Source organism: Rhodococcus sp. NBC_00297, from assembly GCF_036173065.1.
Taxonomy (GTDB): Bacteria; Actinomycetota; Actinomycetes; order Mycobacteriales; family Mycobacteriaceae; genus Rhodococcoides.
This window is the reverse complement of the sequence record NZ_CP108041.1, coordinates 400,608-417,519: the sequence shown is the minus strand read 5'-3', so window position 1 is coordinate 417,519 and position 16,912 is coordinate 400,608. Positions and strand designations below refer to the sequence as shown.

The following is a 16,912-nucleotide window of genomic DNA, read 5'->3' as shown; positions in this document are numbered from 1 at the left end:
GTTGCTCGGCGCCGAGGACCGCGCTCGTGTGAGGATCGCTCCATGACTCCGCCGGACGATCGCGTCGCCACCCCTGTCGCGCTGCGCGTTCTCCGAGTCGTCGCCGCGCTGCTCGGGCTGGCCGCCCTGATCTGGATCCCCGTCCGGTCCGCGGACGTCCCCGGATTCTCGCTAGCCAACTTCTTCAGCTACTTCACCGTGCTGAGCAACGTGCTGGCCGTCGTGGTCTTCGTGATCGGCGGGGTCGTCGATCCCCGCTCCGAGACCTTCGACAGGCTTCGCGGGGCGGCCACGACCTACATGGTGATCACCGGGATCGTGTACGCGGTGTTGCTGTCGAACGTCGACGTGCAGATCCAGGACGCGTGGACCAACTCGGTGCTGCACCGCATCGTGCCCGTCCTCATCGTTCTCGACTGGATCCTGGCGCCACCACGTCGTCGCAGCGCGGAGAGCGGGCCGGTACTGTGGTTGGTCTTTCCCGTGGTCTACGGGGTCTACAGCCTGATCCGCGGGCCCATCGTCGAGTGGTACCCGTATCCGTTCCTGGACCCGCGGGAGCGGGGGTACGGCCCCCTCGCGATCGGGCTCGCCGTCCTGGTCGTGGCGTTCCTGCTCATCGCCCTGGCGGTCGACAGAGTGGGCGAACTGGCGGCGTCCCGCCGGTCGCGGAAGCACGCCACGAGTGGCCTAGGCTGACCTCTCGTGACCACTCCCCAGCACACGTCCTCCGCGTTCTGGCACGGCTTCGCCGACATGCACACCGTCGAGTCCGGCGGCCGATTCGTCGTCGCCCGAGGTGAGGGCGCGCGCATCTGGGACACGGCCGGCACCGAGTATCTCGACGGCACCGCGGGTCTGTGGTTCACGAACGTGGGTCACGGTCGCACCGCCATCGCGGACGCCGTGGCGCGGCAGCTGTCCACGCTCGCGCACTACTCGACGTTCGGCGACGTCGTTCCCGACGTGACGCTGGAACTCGCCGACCGCCTCGCAGCGATCGCGCCCGTCGCGGGCAGCAAGATCTTCTTCACCTCGGGCGGCTCCGACTCGATCGACACCGCTGCCAAGCTGGCCCGGCGTTACTGGCACCAGATGGGCAAGCCCGGCAAGACCGTCGTCGTCGGCCGCCAGAAGGCGTACCACGGCATGCACGTCGCCGGCACCGCACTGTCCGGACTCCCGCTGAACCGGGAGAACTACGGCGAGCTGATGACGGACGCGCGGACGGTCGCGTGGGACGAGGGCAAGGCGCTGCTCGAACTGATCGAGAAGGAGGGCGCGGACACCATCGCCGCGTTCTTCGCCGAGCCGATCATCGGTGCCGGCGGGGTCTACCTGCCGCCCGAGGGCTACCTGCACGAGGTGCGTCAGATCTGCCGCGACCACGACATCCTGTTCGTGGCCGACGAGGTGGTGACCGGATTCGGTCGTATCGGCGGAGCGTGGTTCGCGTCGTCGAAGCTGGGCCTCGAGCCCGACATGATGTGTACCGCGAAGGGCCTGACGTCGGGCTACGTGCCGATGGGTGCGGTCTTCGTCGCCCCGCGCGTCGCCGAGCCGTTCTACGAGGGCGGCGCCTGGTGGCGCCACGGCTACACGTACGGCGGGCACGCCGGCGCCGCCGCCGCGGCCATGGCCAACCTCGACATCATCGAGAACGAGGACCTGCTGATGCACGCGTCGCGCCTCGAAGCCACGCTGCACCGGCATCTCTCGCCCCTGGCCTCGCACGACCTGGTCAGCGAGGTCCGCAGTGGGATGGGCGTCGTCGCCGCGGTGCAGTTCGCCGATCCGTCCTACGCGATGCCGTTCGTCAAGACTCTGCGCCGCGAAGGTGTCTCCGCGCGAGCGGCCGGAAACGGCGCGATCCAGTTCTCGCCGGCGTTCGTCATGACCGACGAACAGGTCGAACAGATGGCGTCCGCCACCGCGCGGGCGCTGGACGCCACGGTGAGCTGAGCGTCGTGGCAGTTCCCGATCACTGGATCCCGCACGCCCGCGAGGACGGCGAGGTGATCGGGTGGATCGACATGCAGACGGCGACTCCGAATCTGATCCCCATCGATCGACTGGGTCGACCCCTGTCGGCGGTGTCGGAGTGGCCCGATGCGGAAGAAGCGTTGGAGCGCCGCGGCCTCCGGTTCCTCATGAACAGGTTCCGGTTCGAGGGGCGCACAGTGCGCATCCGATCTCTGGACGACCACCGCATCGTCCTGACGACCGCCGCGTCCGATGCTGTGGGGGACGTGGGCGAGGAATACATGCTGGACTTCCCCGCGGGGCCGGAGTTGGTGGAGTCGCCGTAGTTCCCGCGGACGTCATCGGGAGTGGTGGATGCTGCAGCATCAGCGGGAACCGATTCGATCCGCGGGACGGCTGCTCACGGGGTCGTCTGCAACTGGCTCAGGCGGCTCGCCATACGTTCGGCATCGACCGGAAGATGCCGGCTCAGGAGGAACTGTCCGAGTGGAACCTCCGCGAGAAAATCGGTGCGTATCGACGCGTCGTAGAGCACGTCGACGAGGCTGCCGAACCGATGGGCGGCGTCTCGTCCGAGGCGGTCGGGTCCCGGTACCTCGCTGATGACCCACCGAGGAAATCGGTCCGCGAGCTCGAGGAAGTCGGACGGTGCGGTGGGTCGCGCGCACAGAGCGTCGAACGTGAACCACACCAGGTCCGGACGCACAGCTCGAGCGACGACCGTACGTACCCCGATCGAGAGTGAGGCCGCGTCTCCGTCACCTGGTTCTCGCCGATCGGAGAATCGGTCCCCGGTCATCCACCGTCCCGCGGCGAACCCGCTGCGCGGTGTGTCGAGGTCCAGGGTGCGATAGTCGATCGGGCCGTCGACGTGCACGATCGCCAGTGCCTGCTCGATGCGGTGGATGGTGGGCTCGAACATGCTGTGGAACAGAGGGTTCGGAAGCAGCCGTCGCGGAGGGTAGTTCGACGTCAGGATCACTCTGACGGGCCGCCGGAACAACGCGTCGAGCAGTCGGTCGACGAAGATGCCGTCCGCCGGGTCATGGACGTGGAACTCGTCGAAGCACACCAGTTCCGCATCACCGAGCATGTGATCGAGCGCGGCGTCGAGGTCGTGAGCGCGCAGGTTCAGCTCGGCGTGCAGGTCGGTGAAGAAGCGATGACAGTGTGTCCTCGTCGTCCGGCTGGTGCGTGCCTCCGCGAGGAAGGTGTCCATCAGCCAGCTCTTGCCCCGGCCGGGCGGACCCCAGAGGTAGATCCCCTGGCCGGCCATGGTTTCGAGACGGGTTGCGGCCTCGAGCTGAGACGTGTCGAGAACAAGCCCTTGCGTCGCCGCTGCTGCGGCCAGCGTTCCCTCGGGTACGAGAGGCCCGCGCACGCGTCGTCGCCACATCGTTCGACGGTACGAAACCCGGGCCGCGCGCGGTACGTGTCCTCTGCCACGCGGTCACCGCCGTGTCATGACAGCCATCCGGGCATCGAACCTCGGCATCGGCGGCTATCACCCCTGCGTGCGTTTTCTGCCACACGATCGTCACGATGTCCACCGATCCGCAGAATGTGTCGCAATCATGTGGTGTCAGGCGCGCCCCGATTGCACCCACCACGAAAATGGGGTCGCGCGGTCGCTGGTCGAGCACCTACCGTGCAAGGGCCGACCGAGAGGGGTTCGCCCATGCGAGAACTGACCTACTACGTCGCCACGAGTCTCGACGGATTCATCGCGGCTCCCGACGGCACCTGGAGCGCGTTCCTCGACGAGGGCGATCACATGGACGTGCTCGTGGACGAGTTCGCCGACTCACTTCCCGGACACGTGCAGGATGCGCTCGGGATCCATTCGGACGCAACGGTTTTCGACACGGTGATCATGGGGTGGACGACATACTCCGCGGCCCTGGACGTGGGGATCGTCAGCCCCTACCCGCACCTGCGGCAGTTCGTGGCTTCTCGGCACCGGCAGACGGAGTCGCCGGACGTGACGGTCACCGCGGACCCCGTCGCCACCGTCCGCGAGCTCCGTGAGGAGGACGGCGCCGGAATCTGGCTGGCGGGTGGGGGAGCGCTGGCGGGTGACCTCGTCGACCAGATCGACCGACTCGTCCTGAAGATCAACCCGGTTGTTCTCGGAGACGGTGTGCGCCTGTTCGCCGGTGCCCGATACGCTGACCGGCCGTTCGAGCGCACCCGACTGCGGGCGTTCGACTCCGGAGTCGTCATCGCCGAGTACACCCGTCGAGCGGGGGTCGGATCATGAGCGGCCGGGTGTGGCTGATCACCGGTGCGAGTCGAGGGCTCGGTCGCGCGCTCGTGGACCGTGTGCTCGACGTGGGGGACAGCGTGATCGCGACCGTGAGGGGCGAGGCAGACCTTCCCGCTCACGAGCGACTCGTCGTCGATCACCTGGACGTGCGCGATCGCGGCGCGGCGCGGGCGGTCGTCTCGTCCGTCGTCGAGAAGTTCGGCCGCCTCGACGTACTGGTCGACAACGCGGGTCACGGGGCGGTGGGTGCCATCGAGGAGACGACGGAGCAGGAGGCCCGCGACATCGTCGACACGAACTTCTTCGGTGCGCTCTGGCTCAGTCAAGCGGCTGTCGAGGTCATGCGGCCTCGGCGGTCCGGCCACATCGTGCAGATATCGACCGTCGGAGCCGTCGGCACGATGCCCACCCTGGGTCTGTACGCCGCGTCGAAGTGGGCGCTCGAAGCCTTCAGTGAGGCGATGGCAGCAGAGGTGACGGACTTCGGGATTCGCGTGAGCATCGCGGAGCTCGGCGCGGTCGACACCCAGTGGGGCACGGGAAGCATGCGATTCAGCGCTCCGTCTCCCGACTACGACGATCTGCGGACCGCGGTGTTCGGCACCCCCAACGTGCCGTGGTCGAGGGAGGGGACGGGCGGTGGGACGGCGCCCGCGGATGCTGCGGCGGCGATCGTCGACCATGTCCGCAGCCCGGGCGACGACAGGCTGCGACTGCTGGTGGGCGATGACGCGCCCGGACAGGTTGCCGAGGCGCTCGCGCGCCGACTGGGGGACTATCGGCGCGACGAGCGTTTTCCCGCGACTGCGCTCGCTCGCTCGATCACCACTCCGATCGGCTACGAGGTGACGATCGAACGCTAGCGCTTCGTGGACGTGGCCACGGCCAGCCGCTGGTGCAACCGCTCGCGCACTTCGTCCGGTTCGTACTGACGACGCTGACGCTCGTTGCGGGCGACGAGGACGCCCGACGCTGCCACGCCGACGGCGCCGGCGAGACCTGCGACCTTCAGCAGACCGCGCACGGAGATCTTTCGGGATCGTGCAGCCATTCATGAAGGCTAGCGCCACGAACTAGGCTCGTCGTCGATGAGCGTCGACGGAGTGTCCTCAGTCAACCTCGCCACCGCCGTGGAGACCACGCGGACAGGCGATCTCTGGATCTTCCGCGGCCGGTCGGCGGCGGATCGAGCGATCCAGACGCTGACGAACAGCCCGGTGAATCACGTGGGCATGGCCGTGGTCCTCGACGACCTGCCGCCCTTGATGTGGCATGCCGAGTTGGGCCAGTCACTGCCCGACATGTGGACCGGGCGCCATCAGCGCGGCGTGCAGCTGCACGACCTACGCGACGCCGTCACTCACTGGGGCGAGCGCTACGACCAGAAATGCTGGTTCCGGCAACTGCAGTCGCCGATCACGCGTGAACAAGAAGACGAGCTGATGCGGACCATCGCGCGACTCGACGGCACCGCATTCCCGACCACCGCGAAGCTGGCGGGTAGATGGTTCGCGGGGCGGCTCCCAGCGGTGTCGGCCAAGGACGACCGTCGACTCGAGACCGCCTACTGCGCGGAGGTGGTGGCCCTGACGTACGAGGCGATGGGTCTGCTCGATCCACGAGAGTCACCGACGCCGCTGAAGCCTTTCGACAAGGTGGGCCTGAAGCCACCGCGGCGCCGCGCGAACTGGTACGACCCCGGCCGGTTCTGGAGCGGCGATCACCTTCCCTTGGCGGAGGGCGTCGAGCTGGGGCGTGAGATCGCGGTCGTGCTGGACTAGAGAGTGCGCGACTCGTCCACCACCACCCGCCCGCCGAGCTCCACCCACCCGTCGTCGGACAGCGTGGTCGACAGCACCGACCCGCGGCCCTGCACGATGCTCAGATCGCGCCCGAGCAGTTCGGTGACCCGGACGGCGGCCGCGCCCGTTGCTTCGTCCTCCGGGACGCCCATGTCGGGGGCGAACATGCGTGACCTGATCGCCCCGCGCTCCTCGTCCACCCATGCCCAGACGTAGTGGTGGCCCGTGGTGAACTCGGCGGGGTCCACGGCCAGAACCTCGTCGGCGCCCCGGACCTGACGGAACTCGAAGTGTGGTGCCCATTCGGGCCGTGCACGGACGTAGGTGGTGTCGCCGGCGACCCGGACGGCAACCTCGCCCGCGGGGACGAGCAACGTCTCCACCGGAGTTCCGCGGCCGGCCAGCCATGCTGCTGTGCCCACGGTGGGGTGCCCGGCGAACGGCAACTCGACGGCGGGCGTGTGAATGCGGAGGGCGGCGGAGTCGACAGGGCTCTCGGGAACATCGACGAACACCGTCTCGCTGTACTGCAGGTCGTGCGCCACGGACTGGCGATCGACCGGGGCAACGGACGCAGCGTCGACGATGCCGAGGGGGTTGCCCCATCGACCCTGGTCGTCGGTGAACACCCGCACGACATGGACGTCGAATGACATGGTCTTCCTCTCAGCCTGCGGTGACGGTGATGTCGTCGAACACGATCTCGGCGAGGGCGTCGGACTCCTCGACGTCCACCGTCGCGTCCAGCGACCAGCCGTGGTCGCCGTCCGGATCGTCGAGAACCTGACGCGCAGTGGTCTCCTCGCGGGTCTGGACGAACGAGAACAAGTGCGGTCCGCGGGCGGCGGGCGTCATGCCGATCTCGCCGTACTCCTCGAAGTAGGGCTCGAGCTCGTCCTGCCAGTCGACCTCGTCGCCCAGCTCCTCGAGGAGGTCCCAGCGCCCACGGGACGCCAGCTCGACGCGTCGGAACAGGGCGTTGCGCACCATGATTCGGAACGCTCGGGGGTTCGCAGAGATGGGTTTCGGTGTGTCTGCTCCGTACGCGACGACGGGTGTGCCGTCCTCCTCGAACGTCGGATCGGTGAGGTTCTCCCACTCGTCGAGAAGGCTGGAGTCGACCTGGCGCACGGTCTCGCCGAGCCACTCGGTGATGTCCTGCACGTCCTCGGTCCGCGCCTCCGGTGGAACCGTCTGTCGCAGAGCGCGATACGCGTCGGCGAGGTACCGCAGCACGGAGCCCTCCGAGCGGGAGAGACCGTAGTGTGAGATCAGCTCCGTGAACGTCATCGACTTCTCGATCATGTCGCGCACCACGGACTTGGGGGAGAGGCCGAACTCGGACAGCCAGGGGTGCCCACCGCGGTAGATCTCGAAGGCGGGGCCCAGAAGATCGGCCAGCGGCTTGGGCCACGTGACCTCCTCGAGCAGCTCCATACGCTCCTCGTACTCGAGACCGTCCGCCTTCATCTGCGCCACCGCCTCGCCGCGCGCCGCGTGTTGTTGGGCCATCAGGATCTGGCGGGGGTCGTCCAGGGTGGCCTCGATGACGGACACCACGTCGAGCGCGTAGGACGGCGACTCCTGGTCGAGCAGCTCGAACGACGCGAGGGCGAACGGCGACAGCGGCTGATTGAGAGCGAAATCGCGCTGCAGGTCGACGGTGAGCCGTGCGGTGCGCCCGTCCTCGTCCGGCTCGGGAAGCTGCTCGACGATGCCGGCGTCGCGTAGACCCCGGTACAACCGCACCGCCTGGAGAATGTGTCGCCGTTGGTTCGCCCTGGTCTCGTGGTTGTCCTCGAGCAGATGCCGCATCGCGTCGAAGCAACTGCCCGGCCGGGCAATGACGTTGAGCAACATCGAGTTGTTGACGGTGAACTTCGACGTCAGCGGCTCCGGGCTCGCCGCCACGAGTCGCTCGAAACTGGGCTTGCCCCAGGAGACGAAACCGTCGGGTGCTTTCTTGCGCTGAATACGTTTCAGCTTCTTGGGATCGTCGCCCGCCTTTGCCACCAACCGGGCGTTCTCCACCTCGTGTTCGGGTGCCTGCACCATGACGGTGCCGAGGGTGTCGTACCCGGCTCTGCCTGCGCGACCGGCGATCTGATGGAACTCGCGGGCGCGCAACTGGCGCGTGCGAACACCGTCGTACTTCGTCAGTCCGGTGAGCAGCACGGTGCGGATGGGCACGTTGATCCCGACGCCGAGAGTGTCCGTTCCGCAGATCACGGCGAGCAGACCCTCCTGCGCCAGCTTCTCGACGAGCCGCCGGTAGCGCGGCAGCATGCCCGCGTGGTGCACGCCGATACCGTGACGGACCAAGCGGGACAACGTCTTACCGAATCCGGTGGTGAACCGGAAGCCACCGATGGCCTCGGCGATGGCCGCACGGGTCTCCTTGGAGGCGACGGTGATCGAGGTGAGCGCCTGAGCCCGTTCGAGTGCCGAGGCCTGCGTGAAGTGCACGACGTAGACGGGTGCGAGGTGCGTGGAGACGAGTTCCTCGATGGTCTCGACGACGGGTGTGAGTCGGTAGGAGAACATCAGCGGCACAGGGCGTTCGGAGCCTTCGACGACGGTGGTGACCCGTCCGGTCCGGCGGGTCAGGTCGTCGCGGAAGAAGGAGACGTCGCCGAGAGTGGCGGACATCAGCAGAAACTGGGCGTGGGGGAGTTCGATGAGCGGCACCTGCCACGCCCAGCCGCGATCGGGCTCGGAATAGTAGTGGAACTCGTCCATGATCACCTGGCCGATGGACGAGTCCGGCCCCTCCCGCAGTGCCATGTTGGCGACGATCTCCGCTGTCGCACAGATGATGGGTGCCGACGCATTGACCGAGGCGTCGCCCGTGACCATGCCGACCTTGTCCGCACCGAAGATCTCGCACAGTGCGAAGAACTTCTCGCTGACGAGCGCCTTGATCGGCGCCGTGTAGAACGATCGGATGCCGGCCGCGTACGCGGCGAAGTGAGCGGCGATGGCCACCATCGACTTTCCCGACCCGGTGGGGGTGGCGAGCACGACGTTGTTGCCGGAGACCAACTCGATGACGGCCTCGTCCTGCAGCGGATACAGCTCGAGTCCACGGTCGGAGACCCAGGTGGTGAACGCGTCGTACAGATCGTCGGCCGACGCGGAGTCAGGAACCATCTCGGTCAGCAGCATCACTACAGGTTACGTAGCCGACCTCTCGTCCGACCCCATGGCACCCAGGACCGCCTGCCTCGTCGTCGCACTGCCGGTGATGGCGTCCTCGCCGACACCGGAGACGAGCATCTGCCGCCATCGCTGTTCGTCGAACTTCAGCGGCATCGTCGTCCCGAGGAAGTTCTCCAGGACCTCGAGGAAGCGCATCGGATCGTCGCGGTACGGGAAGTGGCCGGCGCCGGCGAAGACGTCGAGGCGGGAGCCGGGCATCGCGGCGTGCGCGAGCGTCGCGTGGGCGATGGGGATGACCGTGTCCTGATCACCCCAGATGAGTTGCACGGGCAGGTTCTCGGTCAGGTAACACCGGTCGAGCATGGTGACCACCTGCCCGCGCCAGTCGACGACGGCCCGCAGCGTGCGCAGGTAGGCGTCGTAGGCGGTGGAGTCGAGAAGGTTGCCGAGAACGCGGACCAGATCGGGCGTGTCGTGCAGGACGGCCCCGGGGTGCAGAGGAGTGCCGTCCAACTGGTCGATCGCAGCGCCCGCCATGCGCAGCATGCGCATGGCGCCGGGCAGGCGCAGCAACTTGAACGCCTCGTTGACGATGGGCGTGGACATGAGTCGCAGCGCCGGGTGGACGTCTTTGGTGACACCGCCCGCCGAGACGAGGACGAGGCGCTCGACCATGTCCGGATACTGGTAGGCGAACTGCATGGCCACACCGCCGCCGAGCGAGTGGCCCACCACGGACACCGCGTCGATGTTGAGGGTGACGAGCAGATCGCGGATGCCGTTCGCGTATGCGGCCACCGAGTAGTCGGCACGAGGCTTGTCGCTCAGTCCGTGGCCGAGCAGGTCCGGCGCGATGACGGTGTACTTCGACGCGAGATGTGGGAGCACGTCGAGCCAGGTCTCGGAGCTGTCACCGATGCCGTGGATCAGCAGCAGTACCGGTCCGTCTCCCGCCATCCGGAAGGCACGTCGATAACCGTGCACCGTGCGGAAGTGCAGCCGCGGTTCCGCGTCGGGAACCGGACGCAGGGCGCGGCGGCGTGTGTCGGACATCCCGGCCCCTCTCGATCGGCGGCACCGTGTGTGTCGCCGACCGAGCGTAAACCGGGATCGTCACCGTTCACACAGCCGTCGGGTTACGGCTGGGTAAGAACTCGTGACGTCAGGAGCGGTCTGTTCCGTCCTCGGGACCCTCGGGCGACGGCTCGTCCTCGACGAACTCGGTCTGCTCCGCGAGGAACTTCTCGAACTCGGCACCCAGTTCGTCGCCGCTGGGCAGTTCCTCGTCCGCGGCGAGGAGCGTCGACTGCTGCTCCTGCGCCGTGACGAAGGTGTCGTACTGACGCTCGAGTGCCTGGACCACGGACTGGACCTCCGGGTTGCCCTCGACGTGCTGGTCGACCTGCTCGCGCACCCGTGCCGCAGATTCCGTCAGTGCGTTCAACGGAATGGTCAGCTTCGACGATTCGGCTACCAGTTCGAGCAGCGTCTCCGCCGCGCTCGGGTACGCCGTCTGTGCCAGGTAGTGCGGCACGTGCACCGAGAAGCCCATCGATTCGTGGCCGTGCTGAGCCATGCGGTACTCGAGCAGGGACGAGGCGCTGGCCGGCACCTGCAGCTCGCCCGACCACTTGTGGTGCTCGCCCACCAGGTCGGTGTCGCTGGAGTGGGCGGTGACGCCCAGCGGCCGGGTGTGCGGCACCGCCATGGGAATGGAGTTGAGGCCGATGGTGCGGCGTACTCCGAGCTGCTCCGACAGCAGACGCACCGCGGTGGTGAACTTCTCCCACTTCAGGTCGGGTTCGAGACCTGCCAGCAGCAGGAACGGGGTGCCCACGGCGTCCTGCACCGCGTAGAGATTGAGGTGCGGCTCGTCGTAGTCGGAGAAGTGGTCGGCGGAGAACGTCATCATGGGGCGACGTGAGCGGTAGTCGAGCAACTCGTCGACGTCGAAGGACGCCACCAGTTCGGTCTCCAGGGTCTCACGCAGATGCGTGGTGGCCAGCTTGACCGCGTGACCTGCGTCGGAGAAACCCTCGAGGCCGTGGACCAGCACCGGACCCACGCCGTCCTCGGACGACACTCGGGGCGCTGGAAACTCCAGCTCGTACATTCTCGACTTCTCGTCCATGCCGGTGTCCTTCCTCGTCGCCGTGCGTGTCCTGCCGGGGCACCACTGTGCGGTTACCCCATTTTCCCACAGCGACCCTGCGCGACCGGGCTTCACCCGTTTCTCCTCCCAACGACGGCGGGGACCCCGACATTCCCCGCCGTCGCCGGTCAGCGCGTGAAAGCCTCCAGAGCCCGGATCTTGTTGGCGACGTCCAGCGCCGCGACCTTGTACGCCTCGGACATGGTCGGATAGTTGAAGACGGCGTCGACCAGATAGTCGACCGTGCCCCCGCACCCCATGACCGCCTGGCCGATGTGCACGAGGTCGGTCGCGCCGGAACCGAAGATGTGCACGCCGAGAACCCGACGGTCGACGGTGGACACGATCAGTTTCAGCATCCCGTGGGAGTCTCCCGCGATCTGTCCGCGCGCGAGTTCGCGGTAGCGGGACACGCCCACCTCGTAGGGAACGGAGTTCTTCGTCAGTTCCACCTCGGTCGCGCCGACGTAGGACACCTCCGGGATGGAGTAGATGCCGATGGGCTGAAGGTCGGTGAGCTTGTTCCCCGGCTCGCCGAAGGCGTGATACGCGGCCAGTCGGCCCTGATCCATCGACGTCGCGGCCAACGCGGGGAATCCGATGACATCACCGACCGCGTAGATCGTGTCCACCTTGGTCTGAAAGTCGTCGTCGACGTCGATCCGTCCTCGGGCGTCCGCCTCGAGCCCGGCCTTCTCCAGATCCAGCCCGTCGGTCATGCCCTGACGTCCGGCCGAGTACATCACCGTCTCGGCCGGGATCTTCTTCCCGCTCGCCAGCGTGGTCACCGTTCCCGACGGACCCACGTCGACGGCCGTGACCGCCTCGCCGAAGCGGAACGTGACCGCGAGGTCGCGCAGGTGGAACTGCAGCGACTCGACGATCTCACGGTCACAGAAGTCGAGCATGGTGTCGCGCTTCTCGACCACGGTCACCTTGCATCCGAGCGCCGCGAACATGGAGGCGTACTCGATCCCGATGACGCCGGCTCCGACCACCACCATCGACGACGGGATGAACTGCAGATCCAGAATGCCGTCGGAGTCCAGCACGCGGTAGTTGTCGAACTCGACGTCGTCGGGACGGGCGGGCGCCGTCCCGGTGGCGATCACGACGTTCCGCGCACCGAGCGTGATGCGCTCGCCGCGGCTGCGGTCGTCCACCGCGATGGTGTGCGCGTCGAGGAACCGGCCCTCGCCGGTGATCATCTCTATTCGGTTGCGCAGTAATTGCGATCGGACGACCTCGACCTCCTTGCCGATCACGTGGGACGTCCGGGCCAGCAGATCCGACGGCGTGATGTTCGCCTTGACGCGATAGCTCGCTCCGTAGAGCTCGCGTTGATTGAGGCCTGTCAGATAGAGAACCGCCTCGCGCAGCGTCTTCGACGGGATGGTGCCCGTGTTGACGCACACGCCGCCGAGCATGCTGCCCTTCTCGATGATGGCGACGCGCTTGCCCAGTTTCGCCGCCGCGATCGCGGCCTTCTGCCCTCCCGGTCCGGAACCGATGACTACCAGGTCGTATTCGAGTTGGTCCGACATGCCCCAACAAGTAGTCCCGTCAGGAGAATCCGGTGTGCCGTGCGTGTCACGACTGGGTGAACACCTCTCCGATGCAGCAGTTCGCACCTGTGCATCGTTAGGGTGACGGTCAGGTTCGCAGCACCCGGCAGTACCGACAGATGGAGGCAAGAAATGCCACAGCAGGTCCGCGGCGTCGTCGCTCGGAGCAAGGGTGCTCCGGTGTCCCTCGAGACGATCGTCATTCCCGATCCGGGCTCCAACGACGTGGTCGTGCGGGTGCAGGCCTGCGGCGTCTGCCACACCGACCTGCACTACCGCGAGGGTGGCATCAACGACGAGTTCCCGTTCCTGCTCGGCCACGAGGCGGCCGGCATCGTGGAGACGGTCGGCGACGCGGTCACCCACGTCGAGGTCGGCGACTTCGTGGTGCTCAACTGGCGCGCGGTGTGCGGTCAGTGTCGTGCCTGCAAGCGCGGTGAGCCCTGGTACTGCTTCGACACGCACAACGCCTCGCAGAAGATGACACTCGAGGACGGCACGGAACTCTCGCCCGCACTGGGCATCGGCGCCTTCGCCGACAAGACCCTCGTGCACGAGGGCCAGTGCACCAAGGTCGATCCCTCCGCCGACCCCGCCGTCGTCGGACTGCTCGGCTGCGGCGTCATGGCAGGCCTCGGTGCGGCGATGAACACCGGCAACGTCGGTCGCGGCGACTCGGTCGCGGTGATCGGCTGCGGTGGTGTCGGCGACGCCGCCATCGCCGGTGCCCGGCTGGCAGGAGCGGGCACGATCATCGCGGTGGACCGCGACAAGGGCAAGCTCGAGTGGGCGACGGGCCTGGGTGCCACGCACACCGTCGACGCCTCCGACGTGGACGCTGTCGAGGCCATCCAGGAGTTGACGGGCGGCTTCGGTGCCGACGTGGTCATCGACGCCGTCGGACGTCCCGAGACGTGGAAGCAGGCCTTCTACGCCCGCGACCTGGCCGGCACCGTCGTCCTGGTCGGTGTCCCGACGCCGGACATGACGCTCGAGATGCCGTTGATCGACTTCTTCAGTCGAGGCGGTTCACTCAAGTCCTCCTGGTACGGCGACTGCCTTCCCGAGCGCGACTTCCCGATGCTGGTCGACCTGTACCAGCAGGGTCGTCTGCCGCTGGAGAAGTTCGTGACCGAGCGCATCGCGCTGGACGACGTCGAGGCGGCGTTCGACACCATGGCCAAGGGTCAGGTCCTGCGTTCGGTGGTGGTCCTGTGACCACGCCTTCCGGCTTCCGTGTCGAGAAGGTCGTCACCACGGGCACGTTCGAGCTCGACGGCGGATCCTGGGCCGTCGACAACAACATCTGGATCGTCGGCGACGACTCCGAGGTGGTGATCGTCGACGCAGCGCACGACGCGGCCCCGATCATCGACGCGGTCGGTGGCCGGAAGGTCGTCGCCGTGGTGTGCACCCACGGACACAACGACCACGTGACGGTCGCGCCCGAGCTCGCGGAGCGGCTCGACGCACCGATCCTGCTACACCCCGCCGACGACGTGCTCTGGGAACAGACGCACCCGGGACTGGCTCACCGTGATCTGGCGGACGGGGACCGGATCTCGATCGCCGACACCGAGATCGAGGTCCTGCACACGCCGGGTCACTCACCGGGATCGAGTTGCCTGTACCTCCCCGAGGCCGGTCAGCTCTTCAGCGGCGACACGTTGTTCTCCGGCGGGCCCGGTGCCACCGGGCGGTCCTACTCGGACTTCCCGACGATCATCGGCAGCATCCGGGAACGACTGTTCGCCCTGTCACCGGAGACGGTGGTCAACACCGGCCACGGGGACGGGACGTCCATCGGCGACGAATCGCCCCATCTCGAGGAATGGATCGCACGCGGATCCTGAGCCGAGTGCCGGGTAACGAACCGGACACCCCTCGGTGTGGCCCGCGGGCGGGCGGGCGCCGGTGTGGCAGCGTCGAGGCCACGCACGGTCACCGGACGCCCGGGGACCTCACCGACAGGGGAGACATGCAGACGCGAGCGACGAGTACCGGTGCCACCAGCAGAGTGTCCGCGGTGCGTGCCGGTGCGCTCGCCGCCCTCGCCGCCGCCGTGCTGGCGGGGTGCGGTGGCTCCACGGTGAGCGGGACGCCGGAGGCCGGCGGTCCGCCGCCCTCCGCCGCGCCGTCCAGTGCACCCGGCTCGTCGTCGTCGACCACCACCACACCGTCGAGCTCTTCGTCCAGCACCTCGGCGAGTCCCGACGCGGCGGGATCGCTGTCGGCCCTGCTCCTCGATCCCAGCACCTTCACGGCGCCGTACCAGGCCGTGGTGTTGCCCCCGCAGGCCGTGGCGCAGGCGGCTCAGGACCTCGACGGCATCGCGGCCGACGCGTCCGTCGAACCGGCGGGATGCAAGCCCGAGGCACGATCGTCCGATCCCGACTCGACGGCACTGCTGGTCGCGACCGATCCCGAGAACCGGGCCACCATCTCCATCGAGCTCTCGCGGGTGGACACGACGCTGGAGGATCGGAAGGCGTTGTGGGAGGAGTGCTCGGAGGTCGAGGCCACCTCTGCCGGTGTGACGAGCCTGGTGACCACCGACATCGTTCCGCCGCCGCCGATCGGTGCCGACGACACCCTTGCGCTACGTCGTACCGTCACCTCCGGTGGCCAGGCGGGCGAGGTCACGCAGTCCATGCTGTCGCTGCTGGCCCAGGTCGACGACGTCCGCGTCACGGCGACGTACATGTCCTTCGGGGAACTGACGCCCGACTCCGCCACGCTCGACCGCACGTTCACCGCCGCGGTGCAGAAGGTCAAGGCCGGGGGATAGCCCATGTCATGGGCAGTGCCCGAGCTGTTCCGGGTCCTCGACCTCACGGGTGTCTTCGCCAACGCCCTTCTCGGCGGCGCCGTCGCTCGGGCCTTCCGCTTCGACCTGGTCGGCTTCTCGGTTCTCGCCATCGTGTCGGGGCTCGGCGGCGGCATCATCCGCGACACGCTGCTCCAGGCCGGGCCGCCCGTCGCACTCACCGACTACCGCTATCTGACGGTGGCGCTGATCGGTGCCGTCGTCGCGTTCGCCGTGCGCTTCGAAGGGCGTGGGTGGGACCGCGTCTTCCCCTACGTCGACGCGCTGGCACTCGGTTGTTGGGCCGCGGCGGGAGCGCAGAAGACCCTGGGCGTCGGGCTCGGGTGGCTCCCGGCCATCGGGCTCGGCGCCGTCACCGCGGTGGGCGGCGGTGCGATCCGCGACGTCGCGGTGGGGCGCATCCCCACCATCTTCGGTGGCAACACGCTCTACGCGTCGTGCGCCCTGATCGCGAGCGCCACCCTCGTGGTGGTGCAGGCTGCAGGGCAACCGACAATAGCTCTGATCGCCGCGACCGTGGTCGGCGCGGCCCTGTGTCTCCTCGCGCGCCGTCGCGGCTGGATGTTGCCGGAGGAAGTGGTGTGGCGCCGTCCGCGGCGCCGACGAGGCCGGTGAGTCAGGGGCTGTCGACGAGGACGGTCATGGGCCCGTCGTTCACCGACTGCACCGCCATGTGTGCGCCGAACACACCTGTCGCGACCGTGATGCCGCGCGCACGGAGCGACGCCACCACCGCATCGACCAGCGGTTCTGCGATGTCGCCCGACGCCGCACCGTTCCACGACGGCCGACGGCCCTTGCGCGTGTCCCCGTACAGCGTGAACTGGGACACGACGAGGACCTCGGCTGCGTCGGGATCGTCCGAGACGGATCGTTCGTCCGGCAGGATGCGGAGATCCGCGATCGTGCGGGCGACGTATTCGACGTCCGCGCCGCCGTCCGACGGTGACACCCCGACGAGGGCCAGGAGTCCGGCGCCGATACGTCCGACCTCCACGCCGTCGACTCGAACGGTCGCTTCGCTCACTCGCTGAATCACTGCGCGCACGGTTGCCTCTCGTCGTCTCCTGACGAGTGTGGCAGCCGCGCAAGCGTCCATCCCCGGGCGCGGGCCGATCCACAGGCCGTTTCATCGGCCCAGGTCGACCCCGGAGGACC

Annotated in this window: 18 protein-coding genes; 10 read left to right on the top strand and 8 right to left on the bottom strand. The window is 67.9% G+C overall.

The window, feature by feature from the left end:
* Positions 1-42: 42 nt before the first annotated feature.
* The 3 genes from OG947_RS01905 to OG947_RS01895 are packed head-to-tail and all read left to right on the top strand — an operon-like array spanning position 43 to position 2,309.
* The gene (locus tag OG947_RS01905; protein WP_222637646.1) at positions 43-699 is read left to right on the top strand and encodes a Pr6Pr family membrane protein; all 657 of its coding nucleotides are present in this window, start codon (positions 43-45) and stop codon (positions 697-699) included.
* 57 nt (positions 700-756) lie between these two features.
* Complete coding sequence (locus tag OG947_RS01900) at positions 757-1,962, top strand: aminotransferase family protein (RefSeq protein WP_328813946.1); 1,206 nt, start codon at positions 757-759, stop codon at positions 1,960-1,962.
* Between the two features lie 5 nt (positions 1,963-1,967).
* Complete coding sequence (locus OG947_RS01895) at positions 1,968-2,309, top strand: hypothetical protein (protein ID WP_027505153.1); 342 nt, start codon at positions 1,968-1,970, stop codon at positions 2,307-2,309.
* Between the two features lie 74 nt (positions 2,310-2,383).
* Here OG947_RS01895 and zapE read toward each other — a convergent pair whose 3' ends face one another.
* Entirely contained in the window at positions 2,384-3,379 is a 996-nt protein-coding gene (gene zapE, locus OG947_RS01890) for a cell division protein ZapE (RefSeq protein ID WP_082544483.1), read from the bottom strand.
* Between the two features lie 282 nt (positions 3,380-3,661).
* On the opposite strand from zapE, the gene OG947_RS01885 reads away from it, so the two are divergent.
* Positions 3,662-4,243, top strand: a complete 582-nt coding sequence (locus tag OG947_RS01885; RefSeq protein ID WP_328812999.1) for a dihydrofolate reductase family protein — start codon at positions 3,662-3,664, stop codon at positions 4,241-4,243.
* Positions 4,240-5,112 (top strand): SDR family NAD(P)-dependent oxidoreductase, encoded by an 873-nt coding sequence (locus tag OG947_RS01880; RefSeq protein ID WP_328812998.1) that lies wholly within the window; start codon positions 4,240-4,242, stop codon positions 5,110-5,112. The genes OG947_RS01885 and OG947_RS01880 overlap by 4 nt, the downstream gene beginning before the upstream one ends.
* Here OG947_RS01880 and OG947_RS01875 read toward each other — a convergent pair.
* Positions 5,109-5,300 carry a hypothetical protein gene (locus tag OG947_RS01875; protein ID WP_037185345.1) on the bottom strand — a complete coding sequence of 64 codons (192 nt, stop codon included), beginning with the start codon at positions 5,298-5,300 and terminating at the stop codon, positions 5,109-5,111. The genes OG947_RS01880 and OG947_RS01875 overlap by 4 nt on opposite strands.
* Positions 5,301-5,337: 37 nt before the next feature.
* Between OG947_RS01875 and OG947_RS01870 the strand changes: the two genes are divergently transcribed.
* Positions 5,338-6,030, top strand: a complete 693-nt coding sequence (locus tag OG947_RS01870) for a hypothetical protein (RefSeq protein ID WP_027505155.1) — start codon at positions 5,338-5,340, stop codon at positions 6,028-6,030.
* Here the strand turns inward: OG947_RS01870 and OG947_RS01865 are convergent.
* The 5 genes from OG947_RS01865 to sthA form a co-directional block, all read right to left on the bottom strand.
* Positions 6,027-6,707, bottom strand: coding sequence for a PhzF family phenazine biosynthesis protein (locus OG947_RS01865; protein ID WP_328812997.1), 681 nt, complete (start codon positions 6,705-6,707; stop codon positions 6,027-6,029). The two genes, OG947_RS01870 and OG947_RS01865, sit on opposite strands and share 4 nt — an antisense overlap.
* A gap of 10 nt (positions 6,708-6,717) precedes the next feature.
* On the bottom strand, positions 6,718-9,216 hold the full coding sequence (locus OG947_RS01860; RefSeq protein WP_222637640.1) for a DEAD/DEAH box helicase: 2,499 nt from the start codon (positions 9,214-9,216) through the stop codon (positions 6,718-6,720).
* A gap of 9 nt (positions 9,217-9,225) precedes the next feature.
* On the bottom strand, positions 9,226-10,263 hold the full coding sequence (locus OG947_RS01855; protein WP_027505158.1) for an alpha/beta fold hydrolase: 1,038 nt from the start codon (positions 10,261-10,263) through the stop codon (positions 9,226-9,228).
* Between the two features lie 109 nt (positions 10,264-10,372).
* A complete protein-coding gene (locus tag OG947_RS01850; protein ID WP_056444855.1) occupies positions 10,373-11,341 on the bottom strand; it encodes a proteasome assembly chaperone family protein in 969 nt (322 codons plus the stop codon).
* A gap of 149 nt (positions 11,342-11,490) precedes the next feature.
* The gene (sthA, locus tag OG947_RS01845; protein WP_328812996.1) at positions 11,491-12,906 is read right to left on the bottom strand and encodes a Si-specific NAD(P)(+) transhydrogenase; all 1,416 of its coding nucleotides are present in this window, start codon (positions 12,904-12,906) and stop codon (positions 11,491-11,493) included.
* Between the two features lie 153 nt (positions 12,907-13,059).
* Here sthA and OG947_RS01840 point away from each other — a divergent pair, with 153 nt between their 5' ends.
* The 4 genes from OG947_RS01840 (at position 13,060) to OG947_RS01825 (ending at position 16,369) form a co-directional block, all read left to right on the top strand.
* A complete protein-coding gene (locus tag OG947_RS01840; RefSeq protein ID WP_027505161.1) occupies positions 13,060-14,145 on the top strand; it encodes an S-(hydroxymethyl)mycothiol dehydrogenase in 1,086 nt (361 codons plus the stop codon).
* A complete protein-coding gene (locus tag OG947_RS01835) occupies positions 14,142-14,780 on the top strand; it encodes an MBL fold metallo-hydrolase (protein WP_328812995.1) in 639 nt (212 codons plus the stop codon). Before OG947_RS01840 ends, OG947_RS01835 begins: the two co-directional genes overlap by 4 nt.
* Before the next feature lie 125 nt (positions 14,781-14,905).
* Positions 14,906-15,715: a sensor domain-containing protein gene (locus tag OG947_RS01830; protein WP_328812994.1), complete on the top strand. Its 810-nt coding sequence runs from the start codon at positions 14,906-14,908 to the stop codon at positions 15,713-15,715.
* Positions 15,716-15,718: 3 nt separating this feature from the next.
* Positions 15,719-16,369: a trimeric intracellular cation channel family protein gene (locus tag OG947_RS01825; protein ID WP_027505164.1), complete on the top strand. Its 651-nt coding sequence runs from the start codon at positions 15,719-15,721 to the stop codon at positions 16,367-16,369.
* A gap of 1 nt (position 16,370) precedes the next feature.
* Here OG947_RS01825 and dtd read toward each other — a convergent pair whose 3' ends face one another.
* On the bottom strand, positions 16,371-16,802 hold the full coding sequence (dtd, locus tag OG947_RS01820; protein ID WP_328809734.1) for a D-aminoacyl-tRNA deacylase: 432 nt from the start codon (positions 16,800-16,802) through the stop codon (positions 16,371-16,373).
* Positions 16,803-16,912: the final 110 nt, after the last annotated feature.